This is a genomic window from Ruegeria sp. CDSB136 (genome assembly GCF_059610965.1).
Genome location: NZ_JBXWOP010000018.1, coordinates 82814 through 104456 on the forward strand (window position 1 = coordinate 82814; position 21643 = coordinate 104456).

19 protein-coding genes and 2 pseudogenes are annotated in these 21643 nt (G+C 54.4%); 11 read left to right on the forward strand and 10 right to left on the reverse strand.

The annotated features are described in order from the left end of the window. Positions 1-12: 12 nt before the first annotated feature. The 4 genes and pseudogenes from AC2FIR_RS18420 to AC2FIR_RS18435 all read right to left on the reverse strand — a co-directional run bounded on the left by AC2FIR_RS18420 (position 13) and on the right by AC2FIR_RS18435 (position 3792). Positions 13-683, reverse strand: a pseudogene (locus AC2FIR_RS18420) (IS6 family transposase). 450 nt (positions 684-1133) lie between these two features. Then, on the reverse strand, positions 1134-1841 hold the full coding sequence (locus AC2FIR_RS18425) for an IS6 family transposase (RefSeq protein ID WP_170614495.1): 708 nt from the start codon (positions 1839-1841) through the stop codon (positions 1134-1136). A gap of 78 nt (positions 1842-1919) precedes the next feature. Then, the gene (locus tag AC2FIR_RS18430; protein WP_480489591.1) at positions 1920-2741 is read right to left on the reverse strand and encodes a phytanoyl-CoA dioxygenase family protein; all 822 of its coding nucleotides are present in this window, start codon (positions 2739-2741) and stop codon (positions 1920-1922) included. Further along, the gene (locus AC2FIR_RS18435) at positions 2734-3792 is read right to left on the reverse strand and encodes an L-idonate 5-dehydrogenase (RefSeq protein WP_170614493.1); all 1059 of its coding nucleotides are present in this window, start codon (positions 3790-3792) and stop codon (positions 2734-2736) included. Before AC2FIR_RS18435 ends, AC2FIR_RS18430 begins: the two co-directional genes overlap by 8 nt. Positions 3793-3861: 69 nt before the next feature. On the opposite strand from AC2FIR_RS18435, the gene AC2FIR_RS18440 reads away from it, so the two are divergent. Next, on the forward strand, positions 3862-4629 hold the full coding sequence (locus AC2FIR_RS18440) for an SDR family oxidoreductase (protein ID WP_170815676.1): 768 nt from the start codon (positions 3862-3864) through the stop codon (positions 4627-4629). Positions 4630-4676: 47 nt separating this feature from the next. Here AC2FIR_RS18440 and AC2FIR_RS18445 read toward each other — a convergent pair whose 3' ends face one another. The 5 genes from AC2FIR_RS18445 to AC2FIR_RS18465 are packed head-to-tail and all read right to left on the reverse strand — an operon-like array spanning position 4677 to position 9278. After that, complete coding sequence (locus AC2FIR_RS18445) at positions 4677-5267, reverse strand: LysE family translocator (RefSeq protein ID WP_170614491.1); 591 nt, start codon at positions 5265-5267, stop codon at positions 4677-4679. A gap of 16 nt (positions 5268-5283) precedes the next feature. Then, on the reverse strand, positions 5284-6234 hold the full coding sequence (locus tag AC2FIR_RS18450) for a 2-hydroxyacid dehydrogenase (RefSeq protein ID WP_496744271.1): 951 nt from the start codon (positions 6232-6234) through the stop codon (positions 5284-5286). Continuing rightward, a complete protein-coding gene (locus AC2FIR_RS18455; protein ID WP_496744269.1) occupies positions 6200-7048 on the reverse strand; it encodes a fumarylacetoacetate hydrolase family protein in 849 nt (282 codons plus the stop codon). The genes AC2FIR_RS18450 and AC2FIR_RS18455 overlap by 35 nt, the downstream gene beginning before the upstream one ends. 11 nt (positions 7049-7059) lie before the next feature. Next, entirely contained in the window at positions 7060-8856 is a 1797-nt protein-coding gene (locus tag AC2FIR_RS18460) for an IlvD/Edd family dehydratase (protein ID WP_496762862.1), read from the reverse strand. After that, positions 8853-9278 (reverse strand): SDR family oxidoreductase, encoded by a 426-nt coding sequence (locus tag AC2FIR_RS18465; protein WP_480489589.1) that lies wholly within the window; start codon positions 9276-9278, stop codon positions 8853-8855. Before AC2FIR_RS18465 ends, AC2FIR_RS18460 begins: the two co-directional genes overlap by 4 nt. A 410-nt stretch (positions 9279-9688) precedes the next feature. Between AC2FIR_RS18465 and AC2FIR_RS18470 the strand changes: the two genes are divergently transcribed. Together AC2FIR_RS18470 and denD are read left to right on the forward strand one after the other, a co-directional pair. Continuing rightward, entirely contained in the window at positions 9689-10573 is an 885-nt protein-coding gene (locus AC2FIR_RS18470) for an NAD(P)-dependent oxidoreductase (protein ID WP_170614487.1), read from the forward strand. A 29-nt stretch (positions 10574-10602) separates the two neighbouring features. Beyond that, the gene (gene denD / locus AC2FIR_RS18475; RefSeq protein WP_480912731.1) at positions 10603-11538 is read left to right on the forward strand and encodes a D-erythronate dehydrogenase; all 936 of its coding nucleotides are present in this window, start codon (positions 10603-10605) and stop codon (positions 11536-11538) included. Here the strand turns inward: denD and AC2FIR_RS18480 are convergent. After that, positions 11535-12185: a GntR family transcriptional regulator gene (locus AC2FIR_RS18480; RefSeq protein ID WP_170815678.1), complete on the reverse strand. Its 651-nt coding sequence runs from the start codon at positions 12183-12185 to the stop codon at positions 11535-11537. The two genes, denD and AC2FIR_RS18480, sit on opposite strands and share 4 nt — an antisense overlap. A gap of 198 nt (positions 12186-12383) precedes the next feature. Here AC2FIR_RS18480 and AC2FIR_RS18485 point away from each other — a divergent pair, with 198 nt between their 5' ends. The 8 genes and pseudogenes from AC2FIR_RS18485 to AC2FIR_RS18520 form a co-directional block, all read left to right on the forward strand. Next, positions 12384-13397 (forward strand): TRAP transporter substrate-binding protein, encoded by a 1014-nt coding sequence (locus AC2FIR_RS18485; RefSeq protein ID WP_170376099.1) that lies wholly within the window; start codon positions 12384-12386, stop codon positions 13395-13397. Between the two features lie 79 nt (positions 13398-13476). After that, positions 13477-14646: a mandelate racemase/muconate lactonizing enzyme family protein gene (locus AC2FIR_RS18490; RefSeq protein WP_496744266.1), complete on the forward strand. Its 1170-nt coding sequence runs from the start codon at positions 13477-13479 to the stop codon at positions 14644-14646. Positions 14647-14662: 16 nt separating this feature from the next. Then, entirely contained in the window at positions 14663-15505 is an 843-nt protein-coding gene (locus AC2FIR_RS18495; RefSeq protein ID WP_496744264.1) for a TRAP transporter small permease subunit, read from the forward strand. After that, positions 15505-17127 carry a TRAP transporter large permease gene (locus tag AC2FIR_RS18500; protein WP_170614483.1) on the forward strand — a complete coding sequence of 541 codons (1623 nt, stop codon included), beginning with the start codon at positions 15505-15507 and terminating at the stop codon, positions 17125-17127. The genes AC2FIR_RS18495 and AC2FIR_RS18500 overlap by 1 nt, the downstream gene beginning before the upstream one ends. Before the next feature lie 10 nt (positions 17128-17137). Continuing rightward, a complete protein-coding gene (locus AC2FIR_RS18505; protein WP_480489585.1) occupies positions 17138-18088 on the forward strand; it encodes a phytanoyl-CoA dioxygenase family protein in 951 nt (316 codons plus the stop codon). A 24-nt stretch (positions 18089-18112) separates the two neighbouring features. After that, positions 18113-19615, forward strand: coding sequence for a UxaA family hydrolase (locus tag AC2FIR_RS18510; protein ID WP_170614481.1), 1503 nt, complete (start codon positions 18113-18115; stop codon positions 19613-19615). Next, positions 19612-20616 (forward strand): Gfo/Idh/MocA family protein, encoded by a 1005-nt coding sequence (locus AC2FIR_RS18515; RefSeq protein WP_170614480.1) that lies wholly within the window; start codon positions 19612-19614, stop codon positions 20614-20616. Before AC2FIR_RS18510 ends, AC2FIR_RS18515 begins: the two co-directional genes overlap by 4 nt. A gap of 100 nt (positions 20617-20716) precedes the next feature. Next, a pseudogene (locus AC2FIR_RS18520) lies at positions 20717-21643 on the forward strand (NAD(P)-dependent oxidoreductase); the annotation flags it as partial.

Below are 21643 nucleotides of genomic sequence, written 5' to 3' on the forward strand. Positions count from 1 at the left end.
TAGAACTGCTCTTTACACTGCGCCAGGTTCGCGCCACTCAGCGAGAGCGGCGGTGTGTGTCAGCTTGAAGGTGTCACGGCTGGTCAGCGATCTTGCCCGGTTGAAGTGGTTGCAAACGGAGGAATGGACGGAGGCGCATTTCTGTAAGCTTCGCATGCGCCTGAAACGTTGCATGGCGCGTTCGCGTCGTTGAAACGGGCGGTGCGCATCCTCAACCCGGTTGTTGGGCCACCTGCCCGTCCTTTGTTTTTCGAGAACACCCAATTGTCTGAGCGCAGCCTTACAGGATGCGAAACGATCCGTGTCACTTCATCATTTTCTTAAGGAGTTTCAATACCGCCTGCTTGTTTCGACGTTTGGTGACAACGGCTTCCAGCACCTCGCCTTCGTGATCAACAGCCCGCCAAAGAAAATTCCGCATGCTATTCACCTTCGCGAAAACCTCGTCCACGTGCCAATTCCATTTGGAGAACGCGCAGTTGCTGCACACGCCTCCGTCTTTTCTCAGCAGCAAACATCGGGCCAAACCTGTTCCACCAATATCGGACAGTTTCGTGGCTCACGTCGATGCCTCGCTCGTGCAACAGATCTTCGACATTTCGAAGTGAGAGCGGGAAACGGATGTACAGCATCACAGCAAGGCGGATGATCTCGGGGCTGGTTTTGAAATACTGGGGGATCATCTTTGTATGAGTAAAAGCCACGAAAGCTCCCTGACTCGCTCAAGCAAAGCTCTTCTGACAAGAACGATGAAACAATTCCCTGTTCCCACAAGAAAATTCCCTGCTCCAACATCCAGGGATGTGTGCGACATAAGCCGCTGAAAAACATACAATTCTGACACGAAAAATGCCTGTACTCGAACCCATCTCACGATAATTTCCTGTAAATTGCAGACTATCAGGGAAATCCAGCCCAAAGCGACCCCACCAAAATGCGGCACTGAGACTGAGGCTTGAATCGTGCTCCGAGTGTACGGTCTGCTCCCTCTCAGATTGAAAACGCATGCGCCAACTCGCGGGAATTGCGTCACAATTCCGGATCAGAAAACACGACTGAAGTGAGACAGGTATGAGTGGCGGTGCTGTCAGACGAATTCGAACCAGTCTCAGTTTGCCGCGGAAACCGCGAACCTATCCGGAACAAAGTTGACGCCACTCGCTAAGAGCGGCGGCGCGGGTCAGCTTGAAGGTGTCTCGACTGGCTAGCGATCTTTCCTGGTTGAAGTGGTTGTATACGGAGGAATGGACGGAGGCGAATTTCTGCAAACTTCGCATGCGCCTGAAACGCTGCATCGCGCGCTCACGTCGTCGAAACGGCAGGTGCGAATTCTCGACGCGGTTATTGAGCCACCTGCCCGTCTGCTGTTTTCCGGTAGCGCCGAGTTCTCTGAGAGCAGCCCGATACGACGCGAAACGATCGGTGACTACTTCTTCAGCTTTACCGTGCCGCTTCATAAATTTCCTGAGGAATTTCAGTGCTGCAGCCTTGTTTCGGCGATTGGTGACAATGGCTTCCAGCACCTCGCCCTCATGATCAACGGCCCGCCAAAGATAATGCCGCTTGCCATTCACCTTCACGAAAACCTCGTCCACGTGCCACTTCCATTTGGAGTATGCTCTCAATTGCTGAACACGCTTTCTTCGGATCTCAGCAGCAAAAATTGGACCAAACCTGTTCCACCAATACCGGACAGTTTCGTGGCTCACGTCGATGCCTCGCTCGTGCAACAAATCTTCGACATCCCGAAGCGAGAGCGGGAAACGGATGTACAGCACTACCGCCAAGCGGATGATCTCGGGGCTGGTTTTGAAATACTTGAAAGAGGCAGATTTGGTCATGAGCAAAAGCTACGAAAGCCCCCTGCCCGTCTCAACCCAAGTTCTTCTGACAAGACCGTTCTGAGCTTATGAAGGGATTCACTTCACTCCGGCGAAGAGTATTTGTTTTTTGCGGTCTGCATCCCTTTGACACACAACGAAATCCTCCTCATGCAAAAAGCCCTGTGGGGAGGACGCAACTAAAAAATGCCCAAAATCGTCTCGCCCTGCGACTAGCGCAACCAAAGTTTTCACGCCGTTTTGCTGTTTCATTGAGGGCTTTATGAAACGCAACGCCGCACCAATGCGTCTATCGTCTGTGTTATTGGGTCCTGATGCGTGGAAAAGATGCCCGTGATGCATAGATGCTTGCCCCGCACGCAATTCGGCAGCGACTGCATCTCTTTCGTTCACATCGACTGCGATTTCCTGCCCACGTGACAACAGATTGTTTTCGCTGAAGGTGTCCACGTGAGGCACGATACGGCTTTTGTGGCTGCCAGGAACAAATTTCATACACCCGCTTTGCTCAGACGCTTCTGAAATCGCAACCCAGCACGTAACCTCTTCAGCATCATCCAATCCCCAATAGGTCAAGTCTTGGTGCCACGAGACTATCTTCGATGATCGCGCTTCTTTTACGAAAAGTGCACCGCTCCAAACCATGAGGTCCGACCCCAACACAGTTGAAGCAGCCTCAATCAGCTTCGGATGGCGAAGAAGTGCATCGAATGATGGTATCAGCCTGTCCGGATAAGAATATAGAAGCTTGAGTTTCTCTGGGTCGTCTCTGAGAATGCGCTCTGCTTTCTCAAAATCATCGCGCAGCGTTTGGACCTCAGAAGCTGTCAGGATATCCAGCGGAGCTACGAAACCATCTCGTTCATAAGTCTTTGCAATATCGCGCGTGCGTCTATCCATCGTCATTATCCGGAAAAGTCAACTGCACCTTCATTGATTGGCTTCGATCAGACGCGACCTCGAAAGCAGTGACGGCCTCGCCAACCTCGAAGGAATGCGTCACCAACTGGTCGACATTTATTAGTCCACTTCGCATCATCTCGACTGCGACTGAGAACTCGGAATGGAAACGGAAAGACCCGCGAAGCAGTATCTCTTTTGCAGTCAACGCCTGCATCGGCACTGTCATATCTCCGCCCAGACCAAGCTGAACCAATGTTCCACCCGGTCGCAAGCAAGCGACACCAGAAGCCAGAGCCGATTGAGCCCCGGAACACTCCAGTTGGACATCAACTTGGCCCTTGTCCTTTTCAAACTGCTCCAGTTTTTGCGGATCGGCGTAGGTGTTGATGACATCGTCTGCCCCGCATTCAAGCGCTAGAGCGAGGGTCTGGTCCGAGATATCTGTCGCCACTATTCTGGCCGCCCCAGAACGACGCACCGCCAAGATCGTGAGGCATCCGATCGGACCACATCCCGTGATAAGTACCGTTTTACCTAGGAGGCTCCCGGCTTGTTTAATCGCGTGCAAACAGACCGCCAGAGGTTCGGCCGTGGCGGCCTGGGCAGGACTCAACCCATCTGCCGGAACGCATTGACCGGCTTGTGCCACGAGTTTGCTTTGAAATGCGCCTTGGATATGCGGAAACGGCATCGCGCTGCCATAGAACTTCATATCAAGACAGTGGTTTTGCTGCCCGATCAGACAATAAATGCAGGCTTGGCAAGGGCGGGATGGAGAAACTGCAACGAGTTGACCTAGGTGTAGCCCATCTACACTTGACCCAACTTTCACGATTTCCCCGGCGACTTCGTGTCCTAGCACCATCGGCTGACGCAACTTTATCGCACCGAAACCACCGTGGTTAAAATAATGCAGGTCAGAGCCGCAAATCCCACCCGCGCGCATGGCAATCAAGACTTCGTCTGGCCCCACGTCTTGAACGTCCCGGTTTTCCAACCTCAGATCTTTTGCGGCATGGATAACAACAGCAACACTGGCCGAAGACATTGCACGGACTCCCTATACAGATTGCCAAAAGATACGGATAGTCGGTGCTGACAACCAAGGGATTTTTGCATGACGCTTGAAATGTTCAACCTAAAGGGAACGCGCGCACTGGTAACAGGCTCTAGCCAAGGCATTGGATTTGCGTTGGCTCGTGGCTTGGCTGCCGCCGGCGCGCAGGTCGTTTTGAACGGGCGCGACACCGCGAAATTAGCGGCAGCAGCATCCGAGTTGAGTGAAACAGGCGCCTCGATACGTGAACTTTCGTTCGATGCAACCGATCATGAAGGTGTCCGATCTGCCGTGGACAACTTTGAAGAGAACGTCGGCCCCATAGACATCTTGGTAAACAACGCCGGCATGCAACACAGGACTGAGTTACAGGATTTCCCTGCTGATGCCTTCGAGCGCCTATTGCAGACAAATGTCGCGTCCGTCTTTCACGTCGGTCAGGCTGTAGCACGGCACATGATTGAAAGAAAGTCAGGTAAGATCATCAACATTGCGTCGGTGCAATCCGCATTGGCACGACCAGGTATTGCGCCCTACACGGCAACAAAAGGTGCCGTAACGAACCTGACAAAAGGTATGGCAACTGATTGGGCCAAGTATGGTCTAAACTGCAATGCCATTGCGCCTGGATATTTCGATACACCTTTGAACGCCGCATTGGTTGCTGACCCAGAGTTCAGTGCATGGCTGGAGAAACGTACCCCGGCCGGTCGCTGGGGCAATGTAGAAGAACTTGTCGGTGCCGCCATTTTCCTTGCGTCCCCTGCATCCAGTTTCGTCAATGGACATACGCTCTACGTCGATGGCGGGATAACGGCGTCACTTTGATTTTTGGCGTTCAATCGTCTGCTAGGTACGACTTACGTACACTTCGTTTAAAGCGCCGACGCCAAAGCAATCACCACAACAACCATCAATGAAGCCGCCATCGCAAGGTTGATCCTTTGATGCGATCTCTCGCTTAAATCAAGGCTACCCAGCTTTGCGCCAGCCCCCAGCCAGATCATGTGCACTGGCACCCAAATCATATTGAAAACTATAATTTTTATGACGACCTCCCAAACCGGCGCATCCGGCAAAAAGGCAAACCCTGAAAACAATGCTGTGCCGACCACATAAGCCTTGGGATTAATGAACTGAAGTGTCAGCCCGTTCGCAAATCCAAGTGGCGAAACCGCAGGGGAAAACCCAACCTTTGAGCCAGCGCTGGCAATACGCCAGGCGAGAAATCCCAAATACCCGACAGAGGCAAATAGCAGGAAAGTTCTAAGCACCGGTATAGCCAAAGCTACCGCAGCGACTCCAGAGACAACCAACATCATGTTGATGAACCCGCCCAGCATCAAACCAGCGACGAAGGCGAGTCCAGCTCGAAAACCAAATGCGGATCCAATGCCTGCAGTTGTTAAAACACCTGGGCCCGGCGTAATCAGCAAAAGGAAAACCGCAACAGCAAACTCAAACACTTTTCAGATTGACCTTTTACAGATCTCTGCATTCCGGCACCGCTGTGATCACAGATCCGTCCTTAAGGTGTTGCAGGAGATTGTCGACGGTTAGGTCACCCATTGCTGCTCGTGTCTCAATAGTCGCGCTACCAGCGTGAGGGAGCAGAACGACATTGGACAGCTCTCGCAATGACTTTGGAACACGAGGTTCGTCCTCGAAGACATCGAGCCCCGCGCACCCTAGCTCACCGTTTTGCAATGCATTGATGAGGGCAGTTTCGTCGACGACCGAACCTCGGCTAACGTTTATTAGAGTGCCGCCTGCCCCCAACGCGCGTAACACCTCAGCGTTGACCAGCTTATTGGTCGACAGGCCGCCGGGCGTGATGCATATGAGGACGTCCACATGTTCTGCCATCTCAACCAAATTATCGAAATATCGGTACGGGACATCCTTTTGATTGCGGGTGTGATAAGAGATTTCGGGTGCCCACGGCTCCAACTTATCAACGATCGCCTGACCAATGCGACCAAGGCCAAGAATGCCTATTTTTTGATTGTCGGCTGATCGCGTCAAAGGGGCATTTCCTTCAACTTCCCACCGTCCGGACCGAACGTAATCATCGTCACGTATGAGTTCTCGATAACATGACAGAAACAGCAGAACGGCGGTGGTTGCGACTTCTTTGTTCAAAACATTGGGCGTGTGCGTCACAACAATCCCGCGCTCAGCCGCAGCATTTGCGTCGACAGCGTCGTAACCGACCCCATAGACACTGATCATCTTCAGGTTACTGAGTGATGTCATCAGGTCGTGCGGAACACCATCATGCCCGTTTGTAACGATATGCGTAACACTTTCCGCGTTGAAATCGTCCAATTGATGAATGTCGAACGCTGCAGACAGGCGCTCTCGCATCCGTTCAGTGATCCCTCCGATTTGCAACAAGTCAGTCATCTTGGCCGACCTTTTGCCGCTGAACACCAAGTCCATCGATGCGAAGCTCCATGACGTCGCCTTTTTTCAGATAAACTGGTTCCGGTTTGATCCCCATTCCAACGCCGGGCGGTGTTCCCGTTGAAATGACGTCACCAGGGTGCAGTGTGAAAAGTTGACTTAGATGCTCAATGATCTCGGCAACGGAAAAGATCATCGTAGCAGTATTCCCGGTTTGCATGCGCTGACCGTTTACATCCAGTGACATTCCAAGGCTTTGAGGATCCGGCACCTCATCCCTGGTCACGAGCCAAGGACCAGTAGGGCCAAATGTGTCGCAAGACTTACCTTTGGTCCATTGACCGGTCAGTTGAGTTTGAAAATGTCTTTCCGAAACGTCGTTTACGATGCAATAGCCCGCAATATGTTCGAGCGCATCGGCCTTGGAAACGTATTTGGCCGTCTTACCGATGACCACACCCAGTTCGCATTCCCAGTCGGTGTGTGTAGATCCCCGCGGCATGACAACGTCGTCATAGGCACCTATGACGGCTGAGTTGGCCTTGAAAAAAAGTATCGGATGCTCGGGAATATCTGCGCCGGTTTCTGCAGCATGGTCCGAGTAGTTCAAACCGATGCAAAGAAATTTACCGATGTCACCGACACATGGTGCGATACGAGGATCACCCTCCACAATTGGCAGGTTGTTCGGATCCAATGAACGCAAATTATCAAGCGTTCCATCATCCAGCACGTCACCCGTGATATCGTTGATATGGGCGGACAGATCCCGCAATTGACCCTCAGAGTCGACCAGGGCCGGCTTTTCCGAGCCCTCGGCTCCGTAACGAACAAGTTTCATTTCTGTTCCTTTTAGTGATTGTCGCGTGGCATGAAGCCTCGCGCGATATCGCGGTAGTTTTCTGCACCCTTGAGCGTCATACCGCGATCCAAACGATCTACTTTTTCGCGGAATATTTCCTGCCACGGGGATTGGTTGGGCGGCATTGCATACCCACCCTTTGCCTCCAGATCGCGGGCGCGTTCATGCAGTTCTTCAAGCGAAACCAGCATATCTGCAGTGCCTTTGCCAAGATCGATGCGCAGTCGGTCGCCATTTCGCACCAAGGCCAACCCACCACCCTCTGCAGCCTCGGGTGAAGCATTCAGGATAGACGGGCTTCCTGATGTACCGGATTGCCGTCCATCACCGATGCAAGGAAGGGCTTCGATGCCTTGCTTCAACAAATATGCGGGCGGCCGCATGTTCACGACCTCTGCAGCACCTGGGTATCCTTTTGGTCCTGCTCCGCGCATAATCAGAATACAGTTTGCGTCGATGTTTTCTGCGGGATCATCGATCCGATGGTGAAAGTCCTCAGGCCCATCAAACACAACTGCCCTACCCTCAAATGCATTAGGATCATTCGGGTTCGACAGGTAGGTCTCTCGAAATGCCTTTGAGATCACAGATGTCTTCATAATCGCGCTTTCGAACAGGTTGCCCGAGAGATTGATGAACCCCGCCTGTTGCTTAACCGGGTTACCGACTGGCTTGATTACTTCGCTATCCAGCGACCGGCGCGCCGAGCAATTATTGCCCATTGTATTGCCGTTCACCGTTATCGCATCGGGATGCGGCAGCAATCCAGCATCAAGAAGCTCTCCGACGACCGCGGGAACACCCCCAGCCTGTTGGTAATCTTCGCCCAGATACTCACCCGCAGGCTGCATGTTAACCAACAGTGGAACGTCGTGGCCAAGTTTCTGCCAGTCGTCGTTGTTCAATGGAACATCAAGATGCCGGGCGATTGCATTCAGGTGGATTGGCGCGTTCGTCGATCCACCAATCGCAGAGTTGATAACAATCGCATTCTCAAAAGCCTGACGTGTCATGACATCGCTGGGGCGTAGATCCTCCAAGACCATGTCCACAATACGTTTACCGGTTTCATAGCTGATTTGACCGCGCTCTCTATACGGGGCTGGTATGGCTGCTGATCCAGGCAATTGCATACCCAAGGCTTCAGCAAGCGAATTCATGGTCGTTGCTGTTCCCATCGTATTGCAATAACCCACCGAAGGTGCTGCGGCGGCTGCAATTTCCATGAACTCGTCGGTGTCGATTTCGTCAGCCGCAAGGTCTTCGCGCGCTTTCCAGATAACCGTGCCCGATCCGGCGCGTTCACCTTTCCACCAACCGTTCAGCATTGGACCAACTGACAAGGCAATCGCTGGGATATTGACAGTCGCAGCGGCCATGAGAAGTGCGGGAGTAGTCTTGTCGCAACCAATGTTCAGAACAACGCCATCAATCGGATACCCAAATAGACTCTCAACCAAGGAGAGATAAGCCAGATTGCGGTCAAGTGAGGCCGTTGGCCGTTTGCCGGTCTCTTGTATCGGGTGGACCGGTATTTCGATGCACGTTCCCCCGGCGGCGATGATTCCGTCGCGAACGCGTTTGGACAACTCGATATGATGCCGGTTGCAGGGGCTCAAATCACTGCCAGTCTGAGCAATGCCAATGATCGGTTTGCCTGATTGCAGCTCTGCACGGGTCAACCCGTAATTCAGGTATCTTTCCAGATACAATGCAGTCATTTCAAGGTTCTCGGAATTCATAAACCACTTGCGAGATCGCAGATCGTCCTTTGATACTTTTGTCATTGGGCTGACCAACCTCCGTCAATTTTATGTGTCTGTACTGTGGTGCATGCACTCTCAACCCATGCCGGATAGACGATCAATGCAGCAATCTCTTCCGCTTTCGCTACACGCCCGGCAGACTGAGGCGCCACGAATTGAGCAAGCGCTTCTTCTCTGCTGCCCAGCTGCTCTCCCAGCGCATCTACGCGGTCACGCCTGCTGGGACTCTCGACTGTTCCAGGGCAAGTACAATTGCACCGAATTTCTCGCACTATTAAATCCACCGTCACCGATTTCGTCACCCCAACAACGGCAGCCTTTGTCGTGCGCACCATTGAGCGCAGATTGTGGTCCATGGCGAAATCCCTTTCACCATCCGCTGCATCAAGAATAGTTCCGTGATGCACGAGCCCGTCGCCGTTGAACAAAACATCTGGCTTCAATCGCGCGACCCCATGATGAATACTGCTATTAGCGCCACATTCATCTCGAAAATTTCGTGATTTTCGAGATTCTGACCGCGAATCGAATTTAGATTTTTGGAGTTTATATCCGTCGCATAGTCTTTCGCACCCCTTCTTGCCGATGCAATCGTGCTTGCAATTCTGATCCTTTGTGAGGTGGCTATGGCTAGGTCGCGCTTCTCCTTAAGCCTTTCTAACATATAAATATTCCGACTCATGAGGTGGCGGTTGAACACGTGTTATTTCGTTCCACAGATCAACCGGAAAGCAAAGAAACCTTGGCGGTTTAGCAACGACTTCTGGCATGTGGGCCCAGAGCCGTTAGCGTATGACAGAGATTTTGGTTTGGCCATAACCATGCGTGGCGCACCTTGGGAAGGACGTAGATGATGAGCAAGCAGTTCAAAGTGGCTCTGTTGGGAACCGGCCTGATGGGTGCCCCCATGGCGCGGAATATTTTGCGCGCCGAATTTCCGCTCACTGTTTGGAACCGCAGCTTGGAAAAGGCAAAACCGTTAACAGCAGAAGGCGCGAAATTGGCGGAAACTGCGCCGCTGGCGATTTCGGGTGCAGACGTAATAATAACCATGCTCTCGGATGGATACGCGGCCGGCGCGCTACTTTCTGATGAGGCTTTCCGCGAACAACTCAAACCGGGGATGATCTGGATTGATATGTCCAGCGCCAAACCCGAACACGCCAGAGAGCAATCCGCGCAATTGTCCTCGATGGGGGTGCAGCATCTGGATGCCCCGGTTTCCGGCGGCACCATGGGTGCAGAAGCTGGCACCCTCGCGATCATGGTCGGTGGCGATCAGGGCGTTATGGAGCGTGTGCGACCGGTTCTGACAGCAATGGGCCGCCCTGTGCATGTTGGCCCAAGTGGTTCTGGTCAATTGTGCAAATTGGCCAATCAAACAATTGTCGCTGTGACGATATCGGCTGTCGCCGAAGCGACACTACTGGCTCAACAAGGCGGTGCAGACCCCACCGCGTTGAGGGCCGCACTTAAGGGGGGCTTTGCGGATAGCGTTATATTACAACAACATGGCGAACGCATGTCTGATGGAAATTTTGCACCCGGAGGTTTGTCTAAGTTGCAAATAAAGGATTTGGACAACACACTAGAGGAAGCGCACAGCCTTGGCGTTGAGCTACCCAGCACCCAATCTGTGCGCGATCGTTTCGATTATTTGATAAACGAAATGGATGGGGCCGAGCTGGATCATTCGGCTTTGTATCTGGAACTCAAAAAACGGAATGGAATGCTGTGACGCGGGTACTTGTTATAGGCGGTGGAGGAATGCTGGGCCAGAAACTGGCCCATCGCATTTCGACCCAAGAAACTTTTGGAGCAGATGCCCAAATCTCACTGTTCGATCTCTCATTCCCGCACGACAGTGCGCCAGGTAAGCAAATTGTGGGGAACTTGGCTGCGTCAGGCACCGCCAGGTCCATTGCAGCTCAGCGTCCGGACGTCATATTCCACCTTGCAGCCATCGTTTCAGGCCAAGCTGAAACAGACTTTGCGTTGGGCTGGGATGTCAATCTTATGGCGACCTGGGCACTGCTGAACGCACTCAAGGATGAACACGAGGCATCAGGAGGCGAGTACACGCCTCGTCTGGTTTTTGCCTCGTCCATAGCAGTTTTCGGGGCACCGTTCCCGGACAAGATAAGCGATGAGTTCCTCTCGGCACCTTTGACCAGTTACGGAGCGCAGAAAGCGGCCTCTGAATTGATGATCACGGATTTCAGCAGGAAAGGATACATCGACGGTATTTCCTTGCGCTTGCCCACCTTGTGTGTACGCCCAGGCAAAGCGAACGCTGCCGCTTCGTCCTTCTTTTCAGGTATAATCCGCGAGCCATTGAATGGGGTTGAGGCTGTCTTGCCTGTTGCCGAAACTGTTCGCCACTGGCACGCCAGCCCCTGCGCCGCCGCGACTTTTTTGACCCATGCTGCAACAATGGACACGCAGCTTTTGGATGACAGACGCGCGTTGAACATGCCGGGCGTAAGTTGCACCGTCGCCGAACAAATCGAAGCGCTGCGCGCCGTGGCCGGCAAAGATGCAGTTGGCCTAATCAAGCGAGAACCCGACGAGGCAATCGAACGGATAGTCAAGAATTGGCCCCGCGACTTTCAAACGGATCGCGCTCTGGAGTTGGGGTTCGAGGCGGAAACAAGCTTCGACGAGATCATTCAGGTGTACTTGGAAGACGATTTTCGGCTTTAGTCGCCCATCGTCTTTCCAGTTAGGTGGCGTTTCAGATGATCGTGAATTTTCTCGCGTGTTAAATGCTCATCCCCTGACAATGCTGCCTCCAGGATATCGGCATGGTGTCTTATGTTCTGAGAAATGAACTCAAAGTTCCGGTCTGCCACCATCAATTGCTGTCTGAACTGCGCGTAAACTCGGCTATGCATTTGTTTTAAGGTTTCCGAGCCGCAGGCGGAAATAAGCGTTTGGTGAAACTCCCTCTCCGAGGCAAACCATATCTCGATAAGGCCGCTCGGGTCATTTGCGGCGTGTATGCGTTTTTCGATATGGCTAAGTTTGTGATGCGCGGCCGTCAGTCTTGCTTCCCAATCCACCCCGCCACTACGGATCGACATCGCGGTACCTTCGGCCTCTAACAAAACACGGACATGTGTCAATTCGATAAGCTTCTGCGGCGAACGCATTGGCACGCGGAAACCTTTTTGTTCCTGAAAGTCCACCAATCCAACAGCGGACAAACGAAAAAGGACTTCGCGAACTGCACTCGCAGAACAGCCATACTCTTTACGTAATTCTTCGGCCCGCACCTTGGCTCCATGCTCGAATCCATTCGAGATGAGACGCATCTTAAGATTTTGATAAATATCGACTTCTTCTTTCATCCCGGTATGCGCCTTCAAATTTTGTCCAAGTAGGGTACTAAGCCTATTTTCGAATTTACGCAAGAATCTCGAAATTTTTAGAAATTTCAAATTCTTCTTGTTGCATTCGATTCGTCGGCTTAACGTTTATCTGCGTGACGGCAAAGGAGGCGGCAAGATCTCCCTCTCCGCGCAACGCTCAACGTCTGGGAGGACAATATGAAAATAGTCAAGACAGCGGCCGTGGCGGCCGTAGCCACGACAATGGCAGCCGGTTTCGCGATGGCTGAAACCACGAAGCTTAGAATTCAAACCCATTTTTCGCCCGAAACTCTGTCTGGCCAGATGGCTGCAAAATTCGTTGAAGACATTCAGGAGATGTCGAACGGCGAAATCGAAGTTGAGATGTTCTATTCCTCTTCGGTGGTCAAATCAGTTGAAACCTTCGATGCCGCAGCTACCGGAATTCTGGATTGCGACATGACAGGCGGTGGCTACCAGACCGGTAAAAATCCTGCCTTTCAGTTTGCGGGCGACCTGCTCGGCGGGTATCAGAACCCATATCAGCAAATGGCTTGGCTTCTTCATGGCGGCGGAAGAGAAGCTGTAAATGATCTATACAACGGCTACGATATGGAATTCATCGGATGGTGGATTCCCGGGCCAGAGTCGCTGTCTTCGACCAAGCCAATTGCAAAAGTGGAAGACTTCAAAGATTGGAAGTTCCGCTCGCCTCCAGGCCTAGCAACCAAGGTATTCGCGGAACTTGGTGCTTCTCCGATCGTGATGGACTTCAACGAAATCTTCACGGCTTTGGAAACCGGCATCATTGATGGTGCGGATGCTGCGAACCTGACGAACAACGTGGGTCTGGGTCTGTACGAGATCGCAGGTCACACAAACTATCCCGGTTTCCACTCGATGCCCGCAGATCACCTCGCCTGTCGCAAAGACGTTTGGGAAGCGATGCCTGCGCACCATAAGAAGATCATGGAAGTCGCAATGGATAGCTTGGCATTGCACAATGCGACCATCAACGAAGTGCAGAACGCTCAGACTGCAAAAGACCTGAAAGCAAAGGGTGTTCAGTTGTACGAATGGACGCCTGAAGATCTGGCAGCCTATCGCGCGGCCGTTCAGGTCGGTTGGACTGAGTTCGCAACGACCCCTGAAGCACAGGCGCTGCTGGAAAGCCACATCAACTTCCTGCGTGACCTGGGCGCAATGCAGTAGTTAGGCCGCGACCGACTTACGACACACGGAAAGGCCGCACTAGCGGCCTCTCCGGATCGGTGCCGGGATCCAGAGCTTCATGAAAATCACCAGAATAATAAGTCACGTACTACAATACGAAATGCCGGAAGTTCTGGGCTACTCGCAACAGTATTATGACAAGCGCACAACCCATCTGGTTGAGGTTCAGACAGATGAAGGGGTAACCGGTTGGGGGGAGTGCTTCGGCCCCGGAAACGTAGCTATTGCCAACAAATCCATCGTGGAAAAGGTAATCCAGCCAATGGTCCTTGGCATGGACCCTTTGGACAAAGACGTGATCTGGCACAAGGTGTACAACCTTTTGCGAGACCATGGCCAAAGCGGAATGCCAATACAGGCTTTGTCCGGTGTGGACATCGCACTTTGGGACATCACCGGCAAAGTCTCTGGCCTCCCCCTCCATAAGCTTGTCGGCGGCGCGCATCGCACAAGCGTTCCTTGCTACGGCTACGGCATGATGCTCCGGGATGAACCGATTGCCAATCTGGCCAGCCGTTTTGAGGATGAAGCCTCAAAGATCAAGGAGATAGGATTCACCGCCACCAAAATGAAAACGGGCTTTGGCCCGAAGCCTGATGTGAAGCTGTGCGAAGCAGTTCGACGCGGGGTTGGTGATGACTTTCCATTCATGGTCGATGCAAACCATGCCTATACGACTTCGGACGCATTTTTTGTCGGTCGGGCGCTGGAAGAACTGGACGCATACTGGTTTGAAGAACCCGTCGCGCCAGAAGACATGGACGGATACCGCGAACTGCGTACTTCGCTGAAAGTCAACATCTCGGGCGGTGAGGCGGTATTCAATCGCTGGGCCTGGCGCAATCTTCTTGAAAATCGCGGCATCGATATAGCGCAGCCAGAAGTATGCGCTTTGGGCGGTGTTTCAGAGTATCTCAGGGTACTGGCCCTATGCCACGCCCATTTCACTCCAGTCGTAAATCACGTCTGGGGTAGCGCCATCGCTGTCACAACTAATCTGCATTTACTGGCGGCCATGCCCGCAATTCCAGGCGGCTTGCACCCATGGGAGCCGATGCTGGAGTTCGACACAACGGACAACAAGTTTCGGGACGATCTGCTGACCGTACCGCTGGAAATTCAAAATCAGGTCAAGGCCAACAACGGCCGTGTAATGATCCCGACTGGCCCCGGACTGGGTGTCGAGCCGGATCGAGACTTTATCGATCACTACAGGATCGAAGGATAGGGACGAGGGTTACGCGATGCACAAGAATTCAGGCGGACCAATTGAATGGCTCATACCGTTGGCCTTCGTCGCGACTGCCAGTTGGCTTGTTTGGCACCTTCCAGCGTTCCTATTGGATTGGCTACCTTACACCTCTGAATCCCTCAAAAGTCAGGTAACAGAAATATATCTGCGCAGCGACATCACGCCTGAATTGTCTGGCGTGTTCAGTGGGTATGTCGACATCATCGACTTGGCCGCGCTCGTCCTTCTGCCGTTTCTTGCAGTGATAGGTACCAAGACCGTGCGCCCAGCGACGATGGAGTTCGAAGGCTCGACGTTTATGGATCGTTTCGCCCTGTTCATAGGCCGAGTGACGATGATGATGGTCGCAATCATGACGGTCGTCATGCTCTACGAAGTTTTCATGCGCTATATCCTGGAAAAGCCGACCGAGTGGGCGAATGAAATGACACTCTGGTTCGCCAGCTTTGTGTTTTTGATGTCTGGCTACTACGCCATGCAGCAACGCAGTCACATTCGAATATTCCTGCTTTACGACGCAGTTCCACGATGGCTTCAGCGTGTTTTTGATACGGTTTCGACAATACTGATCGTGCTGTTTGCCTTCTTTTTGGTCTACGGCAGCTACAATCAGGTGTTCGTCAACAAGCTCTATAAATGGGAGCTTTATGGCTCTGCATTCAACCCTCCGATCCCTGCGACGTTGCAGCCGATGGTGCTGATCGTGATTACGCTCGTCGCAATGCAAGCAATTTTGAACTTGATCGCGGATTGGAACAAAGAACCGGAAATCCACACAGATGAACCGGACGAAGACGAAATTGAAATGATCAAACGAGCGGTGGGACAAGACTGATGGATATTGGAACAATCTCGCTCATCCTGATGGTCGCCCTGATCGTGCTTCTGGCGATCGGAATGCCCTTGGGTCTGGCCTCTGCTTCTCTTGCGGTTCTGGTTCTTGTCCTGAAGTTCGAGCCGACACTGCTTTTGAACCCGTTTTCATTCGGCGACGGGGTTCTCACCGGTCGGCCAGGCACTGGGCCGCTCTATATATTGGCGCAGAAGATATACGGGCTCTTAACGGACTACGTGCTCATATCAGTGCCATTGTTTATCTTTATGGCGTCGCTGCTAGAGCGATCCGGGATCGCGCGTGACATGTATTCGTCGTTGAATGTCTGGCTGTCCAGAACACGCGGCGGCATCGCAATCGTGACCTCGATCATGGCGGTGATCATGGCGGCCATGTCCGGTATCATCGGTGGTGAAGTTGTCCTGCTGGGCCTTATCGCCCTGCCCCAGATGCTGCGCCTTGGCTATGATCAGAATCTCGCCATCGGCGTCATCTGCGCCTCGGGGTCGCTGGGGACCATGATCCCTCCCTCGATCGTTCTGATCATCTATGGGCTGATCACCGAAACCTCGATCAAATCGCTGTTCACCGCGTCTTTCATTCCCGGTTTCATGCTGGCCTCGATGATCATCCTGTACATCATCATCCGCACGCAGTTGAATCCTCATCACGCTCCGCTGCCGGAACCGGACCCAAACGACCCAGAACCGGCCGAAAAACGCAAATTGTTTGGGGCCTTCATGAGCATCGTTGTCGCCGGATTTTCCACCGTTCTGTTTGTCCGGGCCGCGTTTTTCGAGCTCTCAGGCTCGAACGCTGCCAGCCAGGGCGAGCCAGCGAGGCTGGGAACGGCTGACTACCTGCCCTGGTTTGCCGGCATCACGATCGTCGCCCTTCTGCTGATATTCTTCGTCTTTGGCAGAGCGCGCGCTAAAATCGGGTGGGAAATGGGCAAAGGCCTCGTCGCGCCGCTGGTCGTCATCGGCGTCGTGCTCGGCTCGATCTATGGCGGGATCACAGGCATCACCGAGGCTGCTGGCATGGGCGCCTTCGCCGTTCTGATCATCGCCATCCTGCGGGGTGAGGGATCGTTAGAGCTGGTTTGGGACAGCTTGATGCGGACGCTCAAATCCACAGGCACCATCATCTGGGTTACGATCGGGGCCGCCGCGCTGGCGGGTGCCTACACCATAGCTGGCGGCCCCCAATACGTGGCCGACCTGATCGTCGGCCAGGAGCTGCCGACCATGCTGGTCATTCTGGTGATGATGCTGATCTTGCTGTTCATGGGCGCATTCATGGATTGGGTCGGCATTGTGCTGTTGATCATTCCGGTCTTTCTGCCGATCGTCCTGCGCCTTCCCATCGAGGAAATCGGAATCTTTGGCCAGTTGGAGCCGAGTCATGTCGCCATCTGGTTCGGTGTCGTGTTCTGTATGAACATGCAGGTCAGCTTTCTCTCGCCCCCTTTTGGCCCAGCCGCGTTCTACCTGAAGTCGGTGGCCCCGCCGCATATCAGTCTGACGGATATCTTCCGCGGCTTCCTGCCATTCATCGGGATCCAGTTGCTGGCGCTTTCCGTCCTTCTGATCTGGCCGGGCATCATCGCGCTGCTGTTGTGAGGTCGCACCCATGCTGACACAAGATCAGATTGGCAAGTTCCAGACGGACGGACACCTCGTGGTCGAGGATGTAATTCCCAGCGATGTGCTGGATCGGGTACAGGCCGAATACTCGGATGTCCTGAACCGGCTCTATGACGGTTGGTACGAAAAAGGGCTGGTCAAGGACGAACCTTCAGGAATGACTTTTTGGGACAAACTCCTGTGCGCCTATCAAGCCGGTTGCGACTATTTCCAGCCGCTGGACATCTCGTTGCCCGGCGATCGGATCATGGCGAAAACACCGTTCCATATCGGGCCCGCAGTGTTCGACTTGCTGACGGCCCGGCCCATGCTTGACATTGTCGAGCAGTTGATCGGGCCAGAGCTGGTTAGCAATCCGATCCAGCACGTTCGGTTGAAGCCCCCTGCCCTCAAGCTGTCCAAGGACGAGGTTCGCGCGCATATCACCGCAACAGACTGGCATCAGGACCGGGCGGTTGCGCTAGAGGATGCGGACCAGACCGACATGGTCACTGTGTGGATTGCCGTCAACGATGCAACGGTCGAAAACGGCTGCCTACAAGTGTTGCCAAAGGCACAGGACCAATCCATTCTGCCGCATTGCGCGCGAACGCAGACAGGCATTGCCGACGGGTTCATCGACGAAGGCCGAGCTGTGCCCCTTCCCGTCAAGGCGGGCGGGATCATCCTGTTTCACCCTCTGACGCCACATGCTTCGCTGGTCAATGAAACGGACCGGTTCCGCTGGTCGTTCGACATCCGCTTCAGTGCGGCGGGCCAACCCACCGGTCGAGATCATTTCCCCAGCTTCATCGCAAGATCCAGATCGCGCCCCGAAACCGAGCTGCGAGATTGGCGTGTCTGCAAGGCAAATTGGGAGGCGGCGCGGGCAAGGCTGTCCGGACAGCCGCATATAGATATTCACCGGTGGACATCGGACTCGCCGTTCTGCGCCTAGCTGCTGCCTCCAGGAAAGCTGACTATGACATTTGTACGTTTAGATCGAACGGATAGCGTGGTGGTTGCAACTCGGCCCCTGGAGGTCGGCAGTATGGTCGAAGATGTCACGACCAATGCGCGCATCCCCTCGGGACACAAGGTCGCCACGCGGAATGTTGCACCCGGCGATCCCGTCAGAAAATACGCCCAGATCATCGGTTACGCCACCCAGCCGATCGAACCCGGCGACCATGTGCACACCCACAATATCGAGTTCCGCAACATCAGCGTGGACTACGAGTTTGCGACGGATCACAGACCCACGAAACCTGCCACCTCGGTCGATACGTTCATGGGCTACCACCGGGACAGCGGTCGCGTCGGCACACGCAACTACATCGCGGTTCTGACCACCGTGAACTGTTCGGCGACTGCGGCCCGCATGATTGCCAACCACTTCACGCCGGACAAGCTGGCCGAGTTTCCGAACGTCGACGGCGTGGTGGCCTTTGTCCACGGAACGGGCTGCGGAATGGCCGATTCCGGCGACGGTTTCGAAGCTCTTCAACGGGTCATGTGGGGGTTTGCGAAACATCCCAACCACGCTGCCGTTCTGATGGTCGGTCTGGGCTGCGAGATGAACCAGATCGACTGGCTACTGGACGCGTATGGGCTGAAGCAGAGTCCAACCTTCCAGACGATGAACATCCAGAACGTCGCGGGATTGCGCCGGACCGTGGAAATGGGCATCAGCAAGATCAACCAGATACTACCCATTGCCAATGAGGCGCGGCGCAGCGAAGCCCCTGCGTCCGAACTGATGGTTGCGTTGCAATGCGGTGGATCGGACGCTTGGTCAGGTGTGACCGCTAACCCGGCGCTCGGGCATGCCTGCGACCTGTTGGTTGCCCAAGGAGGCACAGGAGTCCTTGCGGAAACGCCCGAAATCTACGGAGCCGAACACCTTTTGACCCGCCGCGCCCTTGGTCGTGCAACTGGGGAAAAACTGATCGGACTGATCGATTGGTGGCAGGACTATACCGCCCGCAATCACGGTTCGATGGACAACAACCCAAGCCCCGGCAACAAGCAAGGCGGTCTGACGACCATCCTTGAGAAGTCGCTGGGGGCAGCGGCGAAGGGCGGAACCACCCCATTGACCGGTGTATTCAAATACGCCGAACCCATCACCGCCAAAGGCTTCACCTTCATGGACAGCCCCGGATATGACCCGGCCTCGGTGACCGGGCAGATCGCGGCCGGGTGCAACCTTGTGTGCTTCACCACGGGGCGCGGTTCTGCCTTTGGGTCCAAACCGGCGCCTACGCTGAAGATCGCTACCAACTCTGAGTTGGCAGCGCGCATGGCCGAAGACATGGACGTGGATGCGGGCGACATTCTGACCAAAGGTGCCAGCGTCGAAGAGAAAGGACAGGAAATATACCGACGGCTGCTCCAAGTCGCCTCGGGCGCGCGAACCAAGTCCGAGGCGCAAGGCCTGGGTGACTACGAATTTGTTCCCTGGCAAATCGGAGCGGTGATGTGAAACGGATCCTTGTAGCTGGCGGCGGATTAATCGGAATCCGCCACCTCCGCGCCGTGATTGAGCATCCCGGCTGCATGTTGGTCGGATTGGCCGATCCAGACGGCTCGATCCAGATCGACGCGCCGCGTTTTTCCAGTATGGACGAGGTGAAGGGCCCGGTAGATGGCGTCATCATCGCGACGCCGACCCGCCTGCATGCCGAACATGGCATTCTGGCCGCATCCCGCGGTTGGCACATGCTGATCGAAAAGCCAGTTGCCGCATCTATCGATGATGCCCAGCGCCTTAGAACGGCCGTTCGCCAGGCCGATGTCCGCAGCCTTGTAGGCCACCATCGGCGGTATCACACAACCTTGCAGCGCCTGAAAGAGGTGATCGTGCAAGGTACGATCGGACAAGTCATCAACGTCTCGTTGCTGTGGGCCATGCGCAAACCCGAGAGCTATTTTGAACAGAACTGGCGGACGTCTGATGGCAGTCCAGTCATGATCAATCTGGTGCATGATATCGATGTCTTGCGCTTTGTGATCGGTGAAATCTCAGATGTCGTCGCCCTGCCCGGCGCGTCAATCCGCGGATCAGATCGCATAGAGAGCGGGGCTGTTGCGATCGCGTTCGAAAACGGTGCGACGGGCACGATAAGCTTTGCCGACACCGCACCTAGCCCTTGGGGGTTTGAGGCCGGAACCGGCGAGAACCCGAATATCGGCACGACCCACCAGGACATGATGTGGATCACGGGAACCAGCGGCGCTGTCAGTTTTCCCTCCATGACCCTGTGGCGTGGAAAGGATTGGGGCACTCCGGCCCAGAAAGACCAACTTACACGACCGGAACAACAACGCGCACCGCTTGAAGCGCAACTGGATCACTTCCTTGACGTGATCAACGGCGCCCCTCCACTAATCGACGTGGAGGATGCAGCCCGGACGCTCGAGGTCACATCATGGATCGAACATGAGCTCAAGGCGCGAACAGCTCGAGCGCGGGCACCGGCGTGATGGCCATGCGGCCCGGCAAAATTCCGGACCACTCAAAAACCAATGATTATCCGCCGGGCAATGTGAGCATTCAAACTGCAAAGCCGCCCGCGCCAGACACAAGAATGAAAACCAGACACATTCACGGAAAGGGAAACCAATGAGCAAACCATCAATCGGGTTTATCGGCTTGGGACTAATGGGCGGAGCCATGGTGAGCCGACTGTTGGACCAAGGATACTCGGTCGCTGTATTGGGAAACCGCGACCGCACATACCTGGACGCCGCGATAGACCGGGGCGCCCGCGAGATGCGAAACGCCCAAGAGCTGGCTGAGGCCAGCGACATCGTGATGCTGTGCATGGGCACCTCCGAACAGGTCGAGAGCCGGATGCGCGGCGCAGATGGAGTGATTGCGGGATTGAAACCCGGAGCAATCGTCATCGACTTTGGCACCTCGCTTCCAGGCAGCACACGCGCCTTGGCCGAGGAGGTTGCCGCTGCTGGCGGAAGCTATCTGGATGCGCCGCTTGGCCGGACGCCATCGCACGCGCTCGAAGGCAAGCTCAACATTATGACGTCCGGCAACAAGGCTGCCTTCGACAAGGCCGAGCCGACACTGAAGGATTTGGGTGAAAACGTCTTTTACCTTGGCCCCGTTGGGTCCGGACACACGATCAAGCTGATCAACAACTTCTTCGGAATGACCGTTGCGAACGCGATGGCCGAAGCGTTTGCCATGGCAGATATCACCGGAGTTGACCGCAAGCAGGTGTATGACGTTATGGCCGCAGGGCCGCTGCATTCCGGAATGATGGATTTCGTCAAAGCCTACGGAGTCGAGAATGATCCAAACCAGCTGGCCTTTGCCATCAAGAACGCGGCAAAAGACCTCGGGTATTATGACCGTATGGCACGCGATGCAGGCGTCACCAGCGTGATGTCGCAGTGCGCGCTTTCGGCGCTAAATGACGCGCGCGACCACGGTCAGGCGGATGACATGGTTAGCCAGATGGTTGACTACTACGTCAAGCGTTTCAACACCTGA